Below are 16,743 nucleotides of genomic sequence, written 5' to 3'. Positions count from 1 at the left end.
AGTATGGCAGCATCAATAAAAGATGTAGCTAGAGAAGCAGGTGTTTCTATAGCCACAGTCTCAAGAGTATTAAATGATGTAGATGTTGTGAATGAAGAAACAAAGAAAAAGGTACTTGAAGCAATAGATAAGCTTGGATATAGGCCGAATATAATAGCGCGAAGCTTGAAAACACAGAAGACGAAGACCATAGGTATAATCATACCGGATATATCAAGTCAATTTTATCCGGAGATTGTAAGAGGCGCAGAAGATGTAGCAAATATATATGACTACAATATAATGCTGTGCAATACTGACTTGGATTTTGAAAAAGAAATCGAATATCTAAGGGTAATGAAAGAAAAAATGGTGGACGGTATTTTATACATGAGTGCTTCCCTTGAGCCTAGTATTTTGAGCCTTATAAAGCAATTGCAACTTCCAATGGTGCTTGTGGAAACTGCAAATGATGCAGAAGACATTCCAAGTGTTACAATTGACAACAGAAAGGCTGCTTATGATGGAGTAAAATACCTGATAGAGAAAGGCAACAAAAATATTGCATATATAGGAATTGACGGAGACGAGGCCAACGCAAGTGCGCTTAGATATGGGGGATATAAAGATGCCCTTAAGGAAAGTGGTATCAGCGTAAATGAAGGAAATGTATATTTTGGTGCGTTAAAGGCTAATGATGGGTATGATGGAATGATTAACATTCTTGACAAGCAAAAAAATATAGATGCTGTATTTTGCTGTAGCGATGATGTAGCCATGGGAGCTATAAACGCATTGAGAGACAAAGGAATGAAGGTTCCTGAAGATGTGGATGTAATGGGATTTGGAAACATTTATTCATCTGCTATATTTTATCCTAAGATAACTACAGTATCTCAGCCTATGTATGATATGGGATCGGTTGGAATGAGGATGCTCATAAAAATCATAAACAAAAAAGAGATAGCTACAACGAAATATGTACTTGGACATAACTTGATAGAAAGAGATTCATGTAAAAAGTAAGTTGTGTTGAATACCTGGTCTAAGTTTAAAACGGGGGACTATTAGGAAAGGAAAATTTATGGTAGAAAGATTGATAGATCTTGTTATAATGGTTTTAGACAAGACAGGATATGTGGGTACTTTTGTTGCCATGGCACTTGAGAGTGCATGCATTCCAGTACCCAGCGAGGCTATACTTCCTTTCGGGGGGTATTTGAGTTTTTCCGGGAGATTGAACTTGATTGCCGTTATTATAATTGGAACACTTGGAGGAACTTTTGGGTCATGTGTTTCTTATTACATAGGTAAAATTGGAGGCAGACCTCTTGTTGAAAAATATGCTGAAAAATTGAAATTGTCTAAGTCTCACATAAATAAAAGTGATGAGTATTTTAACAGATATGGTGAAAGCATAGTCTTCTTTTCAAGACTTCTTCCAATAATAAGGACGTTTATTTCACTTCCAGCAGGTATAAGCAAGATGAACTTTAAAAAGTTTCTGGTTTATACTTTTATTGGATCATTGATATGGAGTATCATGTTGGCCTTTGCGGGTTATAAAATGGGTGAAAACTGGACAGCAATACGCGGACTTTTTCATTTTGCAGATATAGGTGTGGTAATTATAGTAGTTGTATTTGTATTATATAAAATGGTTTTAAAGTTCAGAAAAGTCGAAGATTGAAATTTCAAAGGACTTGATATAGGAATAACTTATTTCCTGTATTAAGTCCTTTTTTAATATGCATGTTTGAACTATTAAAAGGAATGATGTCATTTCTACATGAACTTTGTTTAACGATTTTATTGTACAACATTTATTCTTGATGGTATAATTTAACACAAAAGTAAGTATATGAATTAGCTGTATAAAATATTATAATAAATTTTTACAAAGGAGGATAATATGGATTACAGAGAAAAGGTTCAAAGAATATTTTTATATCTGCTTAGTCTGAAGAATGTAAATGAAAAGACAGTTAAAAATGTACACGATTATGATAAATTGTACTGGGAAGAAGAATTTTTTAATCTTCCAGGATGTACTTTAAACAAAAATCCGAGTAATGATTTTTGGATAGAGGTAAATAAAAAATGCAAAAAATTATATGATGATTTTTTTGAACTTTATCAAGAAAATGAGAAACACGGTGAAAATTTTGAAATAATATGTGGATATGGACTTCTGTGTTGGGATGTGAATAAAAAAAACATTGTACATCCAGTGCTTGAAACCAGAATGAAGATAGAATTTAATGCGTTAAAGAGAGCATTTGATCTTGTACCGTCTGGTAATACGAAGTTTCAGTCGAGTATATTTGAAGATATTGAAAATTTTGATATCAAAGACAGCCTGGAGTTTGAGAATAAAATAAACAATATGAATTTGGATCCTAGAATTAAAGATGATGTAAGGGATATATTTAAAAATATAATGGAGTGTATTGATCCAAAGGGGGAAATAAAAGAGGGGTATTTTTCAAAGGATAAAATTCAAACTGAAGGACATCCGGTATTATATAATACTTTCGTTGTATTTGTGAGAAAGAACAGCATGAAGTTATGGCAAAATGAGATAAACAATATATTGTGCAAAATAAAAGAAGGCTTTCCTATACCGGAGCCTATAAAACTTCTTGTAGGTGAAGATTGCAATTGTGCTGACAAGAATGATGATCCAGAAGATTGGAGCAAGATATCCGAGAGGGTTCTATTCCCTCTTCCAGCAAATTCAGAGCAGAAGGAGATTATAAAAAGAATATCGCATAATTGTGGAGTAGTTATGCAGGGACCACCGGGAACGGGTAAAAGTCACACTATAGTAAATCTGATATGTCATCTTCTTGCGTATGGAAAAAGGATTTTGGTAACAAGTCAAACTGATAGGGCCTTAAGGGTGCTTACCAAAAAGATACCTGACGAGATAAAACCTCTTTGCATAAGCCTTCTTGGTAACGATTCCGAGTCTTTTAAGGAACTTAGTGAGTCAGTTAGAAAAATAACAAATAATTTGTCTTCAGATCCGCGGAATATATCAAAGGACATAGAAGCACTGAAGCGACAGCTTGGTTATTGCGTAGACAAGCAAAAGCTGCTTTATATAAGGTTGAAAGAAGTACAGGATCTTGAAAATCAAACAATAAGCTATTCTGGAAAAAAGTACAGCCTTATAGATGCAGCAAAGTGGGTTAAAAATTATTCTTCAAAATATTCATGGATCAAGGATACTATAAATATAAAAAATGACATGCCTGTTTCAAAGGAAGATTTTGAGGTGCTGAAAGATTTACTTGGGGAGATCAGCAGAGAGGAAAAGTTAAAGTTTGACAGTATAAAAACTATAATAGATAAACTTCCAAAAGAGGAAGAGATAAAGTCTTTTATAGACAGATATAAGGAATTGAAGGTGAATTATAAAGAGTATGAAGAAAGCATAAAGGACTGGCATATACCATGCAATGACAGATGCAATTATGATGAGCTTTTAAATTCAATTGAAGAATGTGAAAATAGTGTTTCATTACTTAAAGGAACCATGTGGGAAAATGTATTTAAAAATTATGACAAGAGTGATGTTGTACGGCAGGTATTCAGGGAGTTATATTATAAGTCGCAGAGTTTGATAATGATTATTACTAAAATATCACGGGAACTTAGGAGTCATAAGATTGAGATGCCTGAAGAAGATGATGAGAGGTTTGTAGCAAATTTTGAAATTGTTTATAAAGTTCTGGAGGAGAAGAAAAAGTTTGGAAAGTTGTTTAAGATAATGCATCCGGAATGTGCATATATTTTTTCAAAATGTATTGTAGACGGCAAGCAATTTGAGGGAATGGATCAGGCAATTGTGATCAAATTGTTTTTACAAAAAAAATCTGCTTTGGATGAACTTGAGAATATATGGGAAAATACAATAAAAGATTATAACAAGAATAGTGAGATACAGGAAGATATTGACATGCTAAATATACAGGAGAATCTCAACAAGTTGGGATTGATTGTTGACTGGAACGACAGCTTCAAGTCAAAAGTCATAAGCAAACTTGGAAAAATAGCGATTACAAAGCCTGTTGACTGGTATGATATAAATACGTACAGTTATTTGGAAAGTTGCGTTAAAAATTTAAAAAGAATAAGGGAATGCAATGAGCTTAAGATATATTTTCGCAACTTAGACAAGCTGATGTCAGTTGTAAAAAAGGATATAGGAGATTGCACAAGTATTGTAGATATGCCAGAGGATAGTTTAAATGAATCCATAACGATGCTAAGTAATATAAAACAAAAAAGCATAAAGATAAATAAAATAAACAGTATACTTGATAGAATGAGCAGGATGTGTCCTAATACAGTAAAAGGTATAAGTGATAACTGGGGCAGGGTAGGTCATGTTTACAATGATATTGAAAAAGCATGGAGATGGGCTCAGTGGAATAATTTGCTGCAGAAAATAAAAGAACTTAATCCTGAAAAAATAGAGGAAGATCTTGAAAGGGAAAAAATAAAGGAAAAACTTATAGTAAAGGAACTTGTTGCAAAGAGCACATGGTACAATCAGATACTCAGTACTACGGAGAGTCAGAAGAGGAGCCTTTTTTCATGGATGCAGGCAGTCAAGAGAATTGGAAAGGGAAGAGGAAAACTTGTTAGCAAATATAGAAAAATTGCTCAGGATGAAATGGAGAAGTGCAAGGATGCCATTCCGGTGTGGATTATGCCCTTGAACAGGGTTATTGAAAATATAAAGTTAACGTCAAACCAATTTGATCTGATTATATTCGATGAAAGCAGCCAAAGTGATATATTTTCTCTTTGCGCCCTTATGAGGGCAAAAAGAGCTGTGATAGTTGGAGATGACAAGCAAATAAGCCCTGAAGTTGTTGGTATAGATCATAGAACGGTTTCAAGCTTGATAGATAAATATCTTGATAAAATACCTGACAAGCAGTGGTTTGATCTTCAAACAAGCTTGTATGATACTGCTATGAGAATTTTCCCAAATAGATTGATGCTTAAAGAACATTTCAGGTGTGTTCCTGAAATAATAGGATTCAGTAATAACAATGTGTATTCTGGAGAGATAAGGCCACTTAGATATCCTACTTTGAAAGAAACGTTTTATCCGCCTGTAAAGTCAGTACGGGTAAACGGAAAAAGGAGTACAACCAAACCTGTAAATACAGTGGAGGCAGAAGCACTTGTAGATCAAATTTTACGGTGCTGCGGTGATCAAAGGTACTATGGAATGACCATTGGCGTTATATCGCTTTTAGGAGAAGCTCAGGCGAATTTGATTGAGGGTATGCTTAGACAAAAACTCGGTGTGGAGGAGATGATAAAAAGGAGAATAATATGTGGTGATGCCTATTCTTTCCAGGGAGATGAGAGAGACATTATATTCCTTTCCATGGTAATTTCCAAAGATGTAAAATTTGCGCCTCTTTCAAGGGATGCAGATATAAGAAGATTTAATGTAGCATCAAGCAGGGCAAGGAATCAAATGTGGCTTTTCCATTCTGTAGATTTGGAGGATTTAAATAGTGAGTGTGTAAGATATTCACTGCTTGAATATTTCTTGAATTACAATAGATTTATTTCAAAGAAGGAAAGTGTGCAAAATGTGTTCCAGTCGGCTTTTCAACGGGATGTATATACTATGATAAGAAACAGAGGGTACAAAATAATACCTGAGATAAAGATTGGAAGATACAATATTGATTTTATGATAGAGGGTGATAGAAATAGAGTTGCAATAGTGTGTGATGGTGACAGCAAGGGCTTGAAATACAGTTTTAAAGAAAATATAGAAAGACAATTGGATCTTGAGAGGGTTGGATGGACATTTTTGAAAATAAGGGGAAGTCAGTTTTACATGGAACCGGAAAAAGTTGTGAATAAGCTTTTCAAAAAACTTGATGCCCTTGGAATAAAGCCTGGTTGTGCAAAAAAAGATATTTCGGAGCAGAAAAATTTAAAGGTTGTATAGATTCATGATATTTACTATAAGTTCATATAATGTGAATGAGATTTAAATAAAAAGCAAGATTTAATAAATAGGGGGAGAATATTTGTTATATGCATTGATTCTGGCTGGAGGTAAAGGCACAAGACTTTATCCTCTTTCAAGAGCTAAGAAGCCTAAACAGTTTTTAAAAATTGTAAACAATAAAAGTTTTTTAAGAAGTACGGTGGATAGAATAACTACGCTGGTAAACAAAGAAAATATATATGTAGTTACAAATGAAGAGTATATATCAAAAGTTCAAGAGGAACTTCCTGATATAAAGAGCGAAAACATATTTGCGGAACCCCAAAACAGGGAAACTGCCACGTGTATAGGGCTTTCAGCAGTAAAACTTTTGAAAAAGGATTGCTATGCATCCATGATAATACTTCCGTCGGATCATTATATAGGAGATCAGAAACTTTTTATTGACACTATAAAACAGGCAGTGGAAATTGCGGAGAAAAAAAAGGGACTTGTAACAATAGGTGTAAAACCTACACGACCTGAAACTGGGTATGGATATATAGAGATGGGAAAGAGAATAAGTGCACCAATTGCAAGTTTTAAAGTTGAAAGATTCCTTGAAAAGCCAAACTTGGAAGTGGCAAAAGACCTTATAATAAAAGGTACTTATCTTTGGAACAGTGGTATATTTGTGTGGCGGGCGGATGTATTTTTGAGGGAGATGCAAAAATACCTTCCTAAAATGTATAAAAATATGCTGACTATTTATGAGAGTCTCAATACTAGAAATGAGAGGAGTATAATAGAAGAACAATATAATTTAATAGATGGTATCTCGGTTGACTTTGGAATAATGCAGAAAACAAGAAAGGCATATGTCATAAAGTGCGAATTTGTTTGGGATGATATGGGGACATTTACTGCAATAGGTCGTTTTTTGAAAAGTTATAGAAGTAATAAAGTTAAAGGTAATACATTTTTAGAGGCTAGTGAAAACTGCACTGTATTTGGTGAAAAAAGATTTATAATAACCTTTGGTGTGAAGGATCTTATAATAGTAGACTCTGATGATGTACTTCTTGTAATGGACAAAAGCAAAGACCAGGAGGTTAAATATTTAGTGGACGTTATAAAAAATAAAGGCAGTTTAAAAGAATATTTATAAGTAAATATAAAACCGCTTAGATGTCATAACTGAGCGGTTTTATACTTTATAAGTTCCAGTTTTTGATTTCTGGACAAGCATTTGATTTCATGTTCCCGTTTTAAGGCATCTCCTTTTGATTTACACCTTTCAAAATATACAAGGGTTACAGGACGTCTTCCACGGGTGTATTTTGCACCAGCGCCAAGATTATGAACCTTTACTCTTTTTTCTATATTATTTGTATATCCGGTATAAAGTGTTCCATCCGAGCACTTCAGCATATATACATAGTTCATGGGACAATTACCTCCGGGGTTTGGTTTTGGATACGTATATATTATCTTTTATGTAGAATCGCCACTTGTATTCTGCAGCTTCTTCTGCATAATCTATACCTATTCTTTTTGATGATTCGATATCAAAATCTTTGTCGTTGTTTTCAAGTATGTATATATTATCTTTGCATAGATCTTCTCCGTTGAGGCTCCGGTCTATGTTGAGAGCCATGCATAGTTTGCCGGGTCCGTTTGTAAGATTCACCTTTTGACGATTTGAAAGTTCACTATACGGTTTGCCGAATCTGTTTAAAGACATGATGTCAAAATTGTTCAGTGGTTCTGCTGCCCTCACAAGTACCGCAGTTGGAATATCTTTGGATTCAGTTATTATATTGAAGCAGTTATACATTCCATATATCAGAAATACATAGGAGATTCCCGGGATACCATACATGACTTCAGTTCTCTTTGTACGTTTTCCACCATATGAATGCGCAGCTTTGTCGATTATTCCTTTATAGGCCTCAACTTCTACTATTTTGCTATATAAAAGTGTGTTGTTTGTTCTGTGTACAAGAATATTGCCGAGTAGTTTTTGAGCAACTTTTATAGTATCTTCTTCATAAAAGCTACGTTTTAGTTTTTCCATGGATTTCACGCCTTTCAATATTAGATTATATGAAGTAAAATGTAGTTGTCAAATAATTTATACTTATTATGTATACATGATTATGTTACAATTATCAAGAAATATAATAATATTATCTAAATCTTAGGAGGTTTTACAATGAGAGTACTTTATTATGACTGTTTTTCGGGAATAAGCGGTGATATGAACCTTGGAGCTATGATTGATCTTGGGGTGGATCCAAATTATGTTAAATCGCAACTTGCAAAGTTAAATATTAATGAATATAATATACTTATACAAAAAGATACCAAAAATGGAATTTCAGGTACGAATGTAGAAGTCATTTTATTACAAAAAACTCATCATGAGGAAAATCATTCTCATAATCACCATCACCATCATCATAGAAATCTAACTCAAATTGTTGAAATTATAAATTCAAGTGAACTTAGTTCAAAGGTAAAAACAATAAGTATTGAGATATTTAAGAAGGTTGCAGAAGCAGAAGCAAAAGTTCATAACAAGCCTGTGGATGAAGTGCATTTTCATGAAGTGGGAGCTGTGGATTCCATAGTCGATATTGTAGGTGCTGCTATATGTTTTGATTATCTTGATGTAGATCAAGTTTTATCATCAAGGGTTGAAGTTGGACATGGATTTGTAAATTGTGCACATGGTACGCTTCCGGTACCGGCTCCTGCAACATCAGAAATTCTGGCCGGAATTCCGATAACTGCAGAGGTTCCATTTGAGGCAACTACACCAACAGGAGCAGCAATCCTATCATATTTTGTATCGTCGTACACAGACAAAAAAGACTTTAAAATAGCAAAGGTAGGATATGGAATAGGAAAAACAGATAATAAGGAAATGCCCAATGTGCTAAGGGTCTTTATAGGTGAAAGCGATGAACTGGCATTGTCAGATGATAATTCTTCTGAAAAAGGATTTCTAAAAGACAACCTAAAGTTAATGGAGTGCAACATTGATGACATGAATCCTGAGAATTATGATTATGTAATGCAGAAACTGTTTGAAGCTGGAGCTGCAGATGCATATTTGACTCCTATAATAATGAAAAAATCAAGGCCTGCTGTAAAGCTCAGTGTTTTATATAAAGGTCAGAGAGAGGATTCTATAAGAAATGTAGTATTTTTAAATACTACAACTATTGGGATTAGAAAGTCTTATGTAGATAGAGATACTTTAAAGAGAGAAACCCAAAAAGTATCGACCAAATACGGAGATGTGAATATAAAAGTTTCGTATTACAAAAACAGAAAGATAAGGTTTAAGCCTGAATATGAGGATTGCAAAAAACTTGCAATTAAGAACAAGGTCAGCATAGATGAGGTTAAAAAAGAAATAATAAAATCATGTAATTAGTAATATAAATTGTTGAAATGTATATTATATAGGATAAGGTGAGGGCATGGATCTAGAGAATATAAAAAATATACTTGGAAAAGTGAAAAGTGGCAATTTGAGTATTGATGGTGCGGCAGAGAAATTCAAAGATATTTCATTCAAGGATTTGGGATATGCCAAAATAGACAACAGCAGGGAACTTAGAGTTGGTTATCCAGAGGTTATATATTGTGCAGGCAAAACTGAAGGGCAAGTGAAGGGCATAGTCGAATTTATGATGACAAAGGGAGATAATATACTTGCCACAAGGGCTGACAGGAGTCATTATGAGGCAGTGAGGTCAATATGCAGTAAAGCTGAATATAATGAAGAGGCAAAAATAATAACTATAAAAAACAGAAAGCTTGAAATTTCAAAAACATATATAGCTGTTGTAACTGCAGGCACTTCCGATATACCTGTTTCGGAAGAAGCTGCTGTAACAGCGGAAATGTTTGGAGAAAAAGTGGAAAGAGTATATGATGTGGGAGTTGCAGGAATACATAGACTTTTTGATAAAATCGATATTATAAGAAAGGCAAAAGTGATAGTTGTGGTAGCTGGGATGGAAGGCGCACTGGCAAGTGTTGTCGGCGGTTTAGTCGACAAACCAGTGATAGCTGTTCCTACCAGTGTTGGATATGGTGCAAATTTTGGAGGACTTTCAGCATTGCTGTCTATGTTAAATAGTTGTGCAAGCGGGGTGAGTGTTGTAAATATAGATAATGGATTTGGCGCAGGTTATCTAGCTAGCATGATAAATAGAATTCATTAAAGATTTAAGATAGAACGATAAAATTTTAACAAAATCCAGTGGATTTTTAGTGAATTATATCGTTATCATTGTGTCTGTATTTTATTATAACGTTTGTAATTCTAAAATAATTTAAATATATCTGTTTAGGGTGATCTGGCATAAAATTTGTGCAATCATGCCTTCACTGCTTAGGATGATTATGAATATCAAATAATATCTAGGATATTGCTGAATTGAAGATTAAAATAGTGGATGTTATAATGAAGACGCGGTTATGGAAACTGTAATTATACAAATTGTTTTTTTTATTATGTGTTGGAATAATCATTTCTTAATAATTTAATTGGGAGGAATGGCAAATGAATTTAACAGGAATGTTGGAAAAGACAACTAAGGATGCATTAGTCAAAGCTGGGTTGCAATTACTCAACAGTAAAAACCCTGAAAAAAGCCTTGATAAATTATTTGGACTTGTAAAGAAGGCGGTTGGAAAAAATGAGGGAAGTTTAGCTCAAATTTTGAAAGTCGAAGGTTTATACCATAATAATCCAGCTATACACGAGCTTGCTACGAATATTGTTGGAAAGACTAATAGAAACTGTATGGATAAATTTTTTACTAATTTTTTCGCCAATGCAGCATGGTATGGTGTTCCAAAGAGACAGAAATTTTTTAAGGAAACAGGCATAAAGACACCATTTACCATACTTATAAGCCCTTCTATGAGATGTAATTTAAGATGTACTGGTTGTTATGCAGCAAGTTACAGCAGAAAGGATGATATACCCTTTGAGGAAGTAGACAGGATTATAAAAGAGGCAAGGGATCTTGGAATATACTATTTTATAATTTTGGGAGGGGAACCATTTTTTAATGATTACATGCTTGATATATATGAAAAATATAATGATTGTATGTTTACACCATTTACAAATGGAACTTTGTTTACAGAAGAAATTGCAGACAGAATTCAGAAACTTGGGAATGTAATACCAATGTTTTCACTTGAAGGTTTTGAAGAGGAAACTGATAAAAGAAGAGGAAAGGGTGTATTCAAGAAGGTAATGCACTCAATGGATTTATTGAAGGAGAGGGGAATTTTATTTGGAGTTTCTTCTGCAACAGGGAGATATAATATAGATACAGTAACTTCTGACGAGTTTATAGATATGCTTGTAGAAAAGGGTTCTAAGATGAGTTGGTATTTCCTGTTTATGCCAGTTGGGAAAGAGCCTGATACAAATGGAATGCTGACGCCGGAACAAAGGATAAAGCTTGGAGAAAGAATAAGAAAAATACGTACTACAAAGCCATATTTCACTATAGATTTCTTTAATGACGCTCCTTATGTTGGAGGATGTATAGCGGGAAAATTCTACTGTCATATAAATTCTAAAGAGCAGGTTGAACCATGTATATTTGCACATTTTGCAGTAGATGATTTAAAAGGTGGCAAAAAGCTTGTTGACGCATTCAAATCTGATTTCTTTAAGGAATTAAGAAACAGACAGCCTTATAATCGCAATTTGCTTCTTCCATGTATGATGATAGACAATACAAAACAAATAAGGGACATAGCAAAGAGGACTGGAGCAAAGCCTACGGATGAAGGTGCGAAGATGATGCTTGAAGATGCTAAATTCCAAAAGAAACTTGATGATTTATCAAGGGATTTCAGACCATATGCAGAGAAGGCATGGAAAGAGGAATTTAATTCACAGGGAAACTATAAGATGTCAAAAGGTTGAAGAAAAGACTGAAGAAATTGTTCTTCAGTCTTTTTAATCCAATAAAGTATTGGAGTTAAGCTGCTGCATTATTTGTGTTATAATATTTTATATGATTTTAGATAGGAGAATATTCATGAAAATATATATGAAGTGTGTTGTTATTTTTATACTTATCATGACTTTAAGTATGCTCACGTCCTGTCAGAAAAGAAATGACCAGAGTAAGAGAAAAAACTATTCTGGAAATATAAATATTTTAACGGATAAAGATCATAAAGCTCAATTTGAGTTTGCAGCCAGAGAGTTTGAAAAACAGTATAAACGAGTATCAATAAATGTAAAAGTCGGAACTTATGATTATAAAAATAGTAGCAGTTTATTTAAAAACAATAATATTGATATGTTTACGCTGAAAGATGAAGATTTGCAGTATATAATAGATAAAAATAAAAAAGACATTTTAAATCTTACAGAGGATGTTTCCGGTTATAGGGGATCAATACAGTCAAATGAAATGCACAATTGTATTATAGATGGAAAGGTTTATGCGATGCCGTGGGATGCACTTCCCAAGCTTATAATATATAGAAGAGATGTATTTAAAAATGCAGCAGTAAATCCCCAGGACATTAAGACATGGAAAGATTATATAGAAGTTGGAAATAAATTATATCAGGAAAAGGGTGCGTATTTTACAGGAAACTATAAACAGGAAAACAACCTGAATTTAATTCTTGCAAACCAACTTGGAAGCAGTTATCTAACAAAGGATAAAAAGTTGGATTTTAAATCTGAAAAGTGGAACAGGATATTTGGTACGGAAAAGGATATTTATAAAAATTCTTCGGTCATGAATTTCTATTCCAAAGATGAACTTTTAAGTCAGGCAAAGGATAGCAGAATTTTAGCTATTGTTTCAACGCCATATATTGCACATGACTTGATGAAACTTATGCCTGATGCTAAGGATTTGTGGGGAGTTATGGAGATCCCCTCATTTGAACCTGGAGGAAATGTAAGTGTGTCTTTTGGAGGAGTCAATATTGTTATAAACAAAAATTGCGAAGACAAGGGAGTTGCAGAAGCATTTATGAAATTTGCACTTACGGACAGCAAACTTCAAATTGATCTTCTGAATAATTATGGAAGACTTCCTGTATATAAAAATGCATATTATTTTAAGGACATAAATAAATACATTTCTTATTACAACAGCAGTATATGGAGTCTTTTCATAAAAAGTGAGCAGGGTTCGTATAATATGGAATATACAGAGAAGTTTCCAGATATAAAAGACAGTATAAACACTATATTGAATGAGTCCAATATTAAAAACACAGATTCAAAAATATTGATTTCGAATCTTGAGAAAATCAATGTGGAAAAATAAATAAAAGTTAAATCCCTATAAACGTTTACAAAAAGTGAATTTTGTTATATAATTATCTCAAGGGATAATCATAGGGATTTTTTTAAATAGATAAAATCTTTTAACTAGGAGCGGAAAACTAGTTAGAAGATTTTATTTTTTATATGTGATGATTTAGTATTTTTTCATATATTTTAACTGTATTTTGAGCGGTTTTTTTCCATGAAAACTTTTTTGAACGTTCCAGACCTTTTAAATTTAATTCATTCCATATGGTTTTTTCGTTTAAAATCGCCTCTATTGAATACATAAGACTTTCTGTATCGCCCGGTTCTATTAATATTGCACTGTCGCCAGTTACTTCAGGAATGGATGATGTATCTGAAGTAATAACTGGAGTACCACAGCTCATGGCTTCAAGAGGTGGAAGCCCGAATCCTTCGTATAGGGAAGGGTATACAAATAGATCCGATGCGTTATAAAAAAATGGCATCATTGAGTTGTTTATAAAACCTGTGAATTTTGTGCTGCCATCTATATTCAACTGACAGCAGTAATCTTTTAATTTCTGTGAATCATCCCTATCGGAACCTACTATAACAAGGTCGTAGTCTTTATCTAAATTTTTATGAACCATTGAAAAGGCTTTTATAAGTGAAGCTACATTTTTTCTTGGACTGAACCCGCCTATATACAGTATGAATGGTTTTTTTATATTGTATTTAAGGTATACCTTGTTTTTCGAAAGTTCTTTATCGATTGGTTTATATTTATCATCAGCGGCAAGAGGAGTAACGAATATCTTGTCTGCGTCTATAGGAAAGAATTTCAATATATCCTTCTTTGAACACTCAGATACAGTTATAATTGCATCTGCTGTATTTATAATTCTTGGCATTTCCTTTAAGAATTTTGTAAGGTAACTTGGACCTACGGTTTCAGGCAATATATATGGTATCAGATCATGTACGGTTATAACTTTTTTGCAGCATATATTTTCTGAAATGCCTATACCGTTCTGGGGTACGTGATATATGTCTATGGATTCATCCCTTAAATTTTGAGGAAAATAGTATTGTTCAAAAAATCTATGTTGTTTTTTTGAGGCTAGTACTATCTTGGTGTTTTCTTTATCAAAGGATTGATATTTATTTCCAGACCAATATATATGATAAAAATTTTCCTTATGATTTTTAACCATATAGGTTAATATTCTATCTGTATAAGTACCTATGCCGGTACCTTTATACCAGTTGATTCCCCGTGCATCGATGGCAACTTTCATTAATTCTACCTCCATATCAAAGCAAGATGAAGTAAATTGGGCCTTTGACTTAAGGCACTATAATATATACTATTGCTGTGTATATAAAAAGGTGAATTGCAAGACTTGGAACATACATAAATATTTATTCATATACTACCAATATAGTGATTTTGGGAGGAAAACGTTGGATATTTCAACAATACGAGATGTTATTGAACGTAATTACAATATCCATGCTGAACGTATAGAGAAAATAAAAAATGTATATAAAATCAGTTCTTGTACAGATACATTTTGTTTAAAAGTAATAAATTATGATAGAGGTCACTTCATTTTTATTGTTTCGGCTATTGAACATTTACAAAATAAGGGTTTTAGAAATGTTCCCGGAATAATAAAAACTGTAGGTGGAAAAAGATATATAAAAATAGAAGACAGGTTTGCATATCTTACATTATGGATAAATTCAAGGAATGCAGATTATAACAGTAAAGCTGATATTTCTCTTGCAGCTTCAAAGCTGGCTGATCTTCACAACAAGAGTCTGGGGTTCAGGCTTACAGATGAAATGAATCCCAGAATAGGATGGTTCAAATGGCCGGAGACATTTGGGACAAGGCAAAACGAGATACGTGATTTTAAAGAAAAAATTTTAAAAAAGGATAGAAAAACGGAATTTGATAACATGTATATACAAAGGATGGATGATGAAATTGAAAAATGTGTGTCTTCTAGGAAGAATCTGATGGAGAGCTATTATCTGAACAAAATGAAAAAAGAGATTGTGGGAAATGGATTTTGTCACCATGACTATGCTAATCATAATATACTTATAACTAAAGAAAATGAAGTACATGTAATAGATTTTGACTATTGTATGCTGGATACGCATCTCCATGATTTGGGAAGTCTTCTTATAAGAGTTATGAAACATGGAAGGTGGAGTATGGGGAGAGCAGTATTTGTATTGGATGCATATAATGCTGTAAATAGAGTTTATAAAAATGATATTCCGATTATTGCTTCTTTTATAGAGTTTCCACAGGACTACTGGCAGATAGGAATTCAGTATTATTGGGAAAAGAAAACCTGGAGTGAAGATACATTTATAAGAAAGCTTGAAAAATTATTTGATGATGAAGAACAAAGACAGGAATTTGTAGATGAATTCAGATTAAAAAATTACAGATGAAACAAAAGGGAGGGAGATTAATGTCTCATAAAAAGAGACGGGAAGATAAAACCAAGGAAGAAAATATGGACCTTGGATATTATGAAAACAGGGTGAACAGTTTAAAGAAAACAGTAAAACAGCTCCATAAAATCAAAAAAAAGAAAAAGGAAGTTCGTGAGCTGGAGAAAAGGAAAAGAAAAATATTTAAAAAAATAAAAAAGCATAGATGAGAAGCTATTGATAAATACAGAATGAGGTGATTTTTTAGTGTATTATGATAACCTTGATTCATGTTTTTACAAATATCTTCAAGATAGAAAAATAATTAAAGTAGATGATTTTGAGACGAAAGACATAAGTGCAAGCATGGCCGAAATAGAAGAACAAACAAGTATAATAAATGATTTTCATAATAGAATGTGTGGATATACAGGAAGAATGAACAAGAGATTGGGCAATAGTCTTGGAAGGCATGTTGAACAGTATAAGGTTTATATAAGAAAGCTCTCTAAATATATCCGAAAAATAAAGAATAAAGGCCCGGAGACGGATTTTGAAAAGCTTATTTGTGAAAATGGAATGTATTATGTTGAAAAGGCTAAAAAGTGTATTGAAAATATATATGAAAATAATTATATGTGTCTTCTTAAAAGAAGCATGAATAAAAACGAAGTTTGTCTTAAAAATGTTTATTTGAATAACTTAAGAAAAGTCGGAGATACAATAGAAGTTATAAATTTAAATGGATGCGCCTACAATATGATTGAAATGGATGAGATAAATTTACTCAGAAAAGTGAAAAAGAAATTGAGATACGAAGAGGTGGAAACTTTTGCAGCGGCATTTTGTAAAATGTCCAGTCTTGACAAGGACAGCTTTGAATTTATAATGTCGGTATATAGTTATCCTGTTGAATTCATGAAGTGTTGGATTAAATATAAGAATAACCCTGCCAAAGAAAAAAAAATTGTCAGGGAACTCATGAAAATCATGAAGACATAAATTAAGTGTTATCAATTATTTGGAG

14 protein-coding genes are annotated in these 16,743 nt (G+C 33.0%); 11 read left to right on the top strand and 3 right to left on the bottom strand.

Going from position 1 to position 16,743, the window contains the following annotated elements:
- Positions 1-3: 3 nt before the first annotated feature.
- The 4 genes from AC4CVH_RS10860 to AC4CVH_RS10845 all read left to right on the top strand — a co-directional run bounded on the left by AC4CVH_RS10860 (position 4) and on the right by AC4CVH_RS10845 (position 7,121).
- Complete coding sequence (locus tag AC4CVH_RS10860) at positions 4-1,005, top strand: LacI family DNA-binding transcriptional regulator (RefSeq protein ID WP_490787780.1); 1,002 nt, start codon at positions 4-6, stop codon at positions 1,003-1,005.
- A 58-nt stretch (positions 1,006-1,063) separates the two neighbouring features.
- Positions 1,064-1,669, top strand: coding sequence for a DedA family protein (locus AC4CVH_RS10855; protein ID WP_490787779.1), 606 nt, complete (start codon positions 1,064-1,066; stop codon positions 1,667-1,669).
- Positions 1,670-1,891: 222 nt separating this feature from the next.
- Complete coding sequence (locus tag AC4CVH_RS10850) at positions 1,892-5,971, top strand: AAA domain-containing protein (protein ID WP_490787778.1); 4,080 nt, start codon at positions 1,892-1,894, stop codon at positions 5,969-5,971.
- Between the two features lie 82 nt (positions 5,972-6,053).
- Positions 6,054-7,121, top strand: coding sequence for a mannose-1-phosphate guanylyltransferase (locus AC4CVH_RS10845; RefSeq protein WP_490787777.1), 1,068 nt, complete (start codon positions 6,054-6,056; stop codon positions 7,119-7,121).
- Positions 7,122-7,144: 23 nt separating this feature from the next.
- Here the strand turns inward: AC4CVH_RS10845 and AC4CVH_RS10840 are convergent, their stop codons facing one another.
- Positions 7,145-7,399 carry a GIY-YIG nuclease family protein gene (locus AC4CVH_RS10840; protein ID WP_490787776.1) on the bottom strand — a complete coding sequence of 85 codons (255 nt, stop codon included), beginning with the start codon at positions 7,397-7,399 and terminating at the stop codon, positions 7,145-7,147.
- 7 nt (positions 7,400-7,406) lie between these two features.
- Positions 7,407-8,030, bottom strand: coding sequence for a DNA-3-methyladenine glycosylase (locus tag AC4CVH_RS10835; RefSeq protein WP_490787775.1), 624 nt, complete (start codon positions 8,028-8,030; stop codon positions 7,407-7,409).
- A gap of 138 nt (positions 8,031-8,168) precedes the next feature.
- Here AC4CVH_RS10835 and larC point away from each other — a divergent pair, with 138 nt between their 5' ends.
- From larC to AC4CVH_RS10815, 4 genes are all read left to right on the top strand, one after another.
- Entirely contained in the window at positions 8,169-9,398 is a 1,230-nt protein-coding gene (larC, locus tag AC4CVH_RS10830; RefSeq protein WP_490787774.1) for a nickel pincer cofactor biosynthesis protein LarC, read from the top strand.
- Between the two features lie 46 nt (positions 9,399-9,444).
- Positions 9,445-10,194 (top strand): nickel pincer cofactor biosynthesis protein LarB, encoded by a 750-nt coding sequence (gene larB, locus AC4CVH_RS10825; RefSeq protein WP_490787773.1) that lies wholly within the window; start codon positions 9,445-9,447, stop codon positions 10,192-10,194.
- Between the two features lie 341 nt (positions 10,195-10,535).
- Positions 10,536-11,924 (top strand): radical SAM/SPASM domain-containing protein, encoded by a 1,389-nt coding sequence (locus AC4CVH_RS10820; protein WP_490787772.1) that lies wholly within the window; start codon positions 10,536-10,538, stop codon positions 11,922-11,924.
- A 115-nt stretch (positions 11,925-12,039) separates the two neighbouring features.
- Positions 12,040-13,296, top strand: a complete 1,257-nt coding sequence (locus AC4CVH_RS10815) for an ABC transporter substrate-binding protein (RefSeq protein WP_490787771.1) — start codon at positions 12,040-12,042, stop codon at positions 13,294-13,296.
- A gap of 139 nt (positions 13,297-13,435) precedes the next feature.
- Here the strand turns inward: AC4CVH_RS10815 and AC4CVH_RS10810 are convergent, their stop codons facing one another.
- Positions 13,436-14,560, bottom strand: a complete 1,125-nt coding sequence (locus AC4CVH_RS10810) for a glycosyltransferase family 4 protein (RefSeq protein ID WP_490787770.1) — start codon at positions 14,558-14,560, stop codon at positions 13,436-13,438.
- Between the two features lie 166 nt (positions 14,561-14,726).
- Between AC4CVH_RS10810 and AC4CVH_RS10805 the strand changes: the two genes are divergently transcribed.
- Genes AC4CVH_RS10805 through AC4CVH_RS10795 form a run of 3 tightly spaced genes read left to right on the top strand, consistent with a single transcriptional unit; the run spans position 14,727 to position 16,718 of the window.
- Entirely contained in the window at positions 14,727-15,734 is a 1,008-nt protein-coding gene (locus tag AC4CVH_RS10805) for a CotS family spore coat protein (RefSeq protein ID WP_490787769.1), read from the top strand.
- A gap of 20 nt (positions 15,735-15,754) precedes the next feature.
- On the top strand, positions 15,755-15,946 hold the full coding sequence (locus AC4CVH_RS10800) for a hypothetical protein (protein WP_490787768.1): 192 nt from the start codon (positions 15,755-15,757) through the stop codon (positions 15,944-15,946).
- Between the two features lie 37 nt (positions 15,947-15,983).
- Positions 15,984-16,718, top strand: a complete 735-nt coding sequence (locus tag AC4CVH_RS10795) for a spore coat protein (protein ID WP_490787767.1) — start codon at positions 15,984-15,986, stop codon at positions 16,716-16,718.
- The last annotated feature ends 25 nt before the right edge of the window (positions 16,719-16,743 follow it).

Source organism: Clostridium pabulibutyricum (assembly GCF_058242705.1).
Note: the sequence above shows the minus strand (reverse complement) of the source record. Positions and strands in the feature narration are given on the sequence as shown.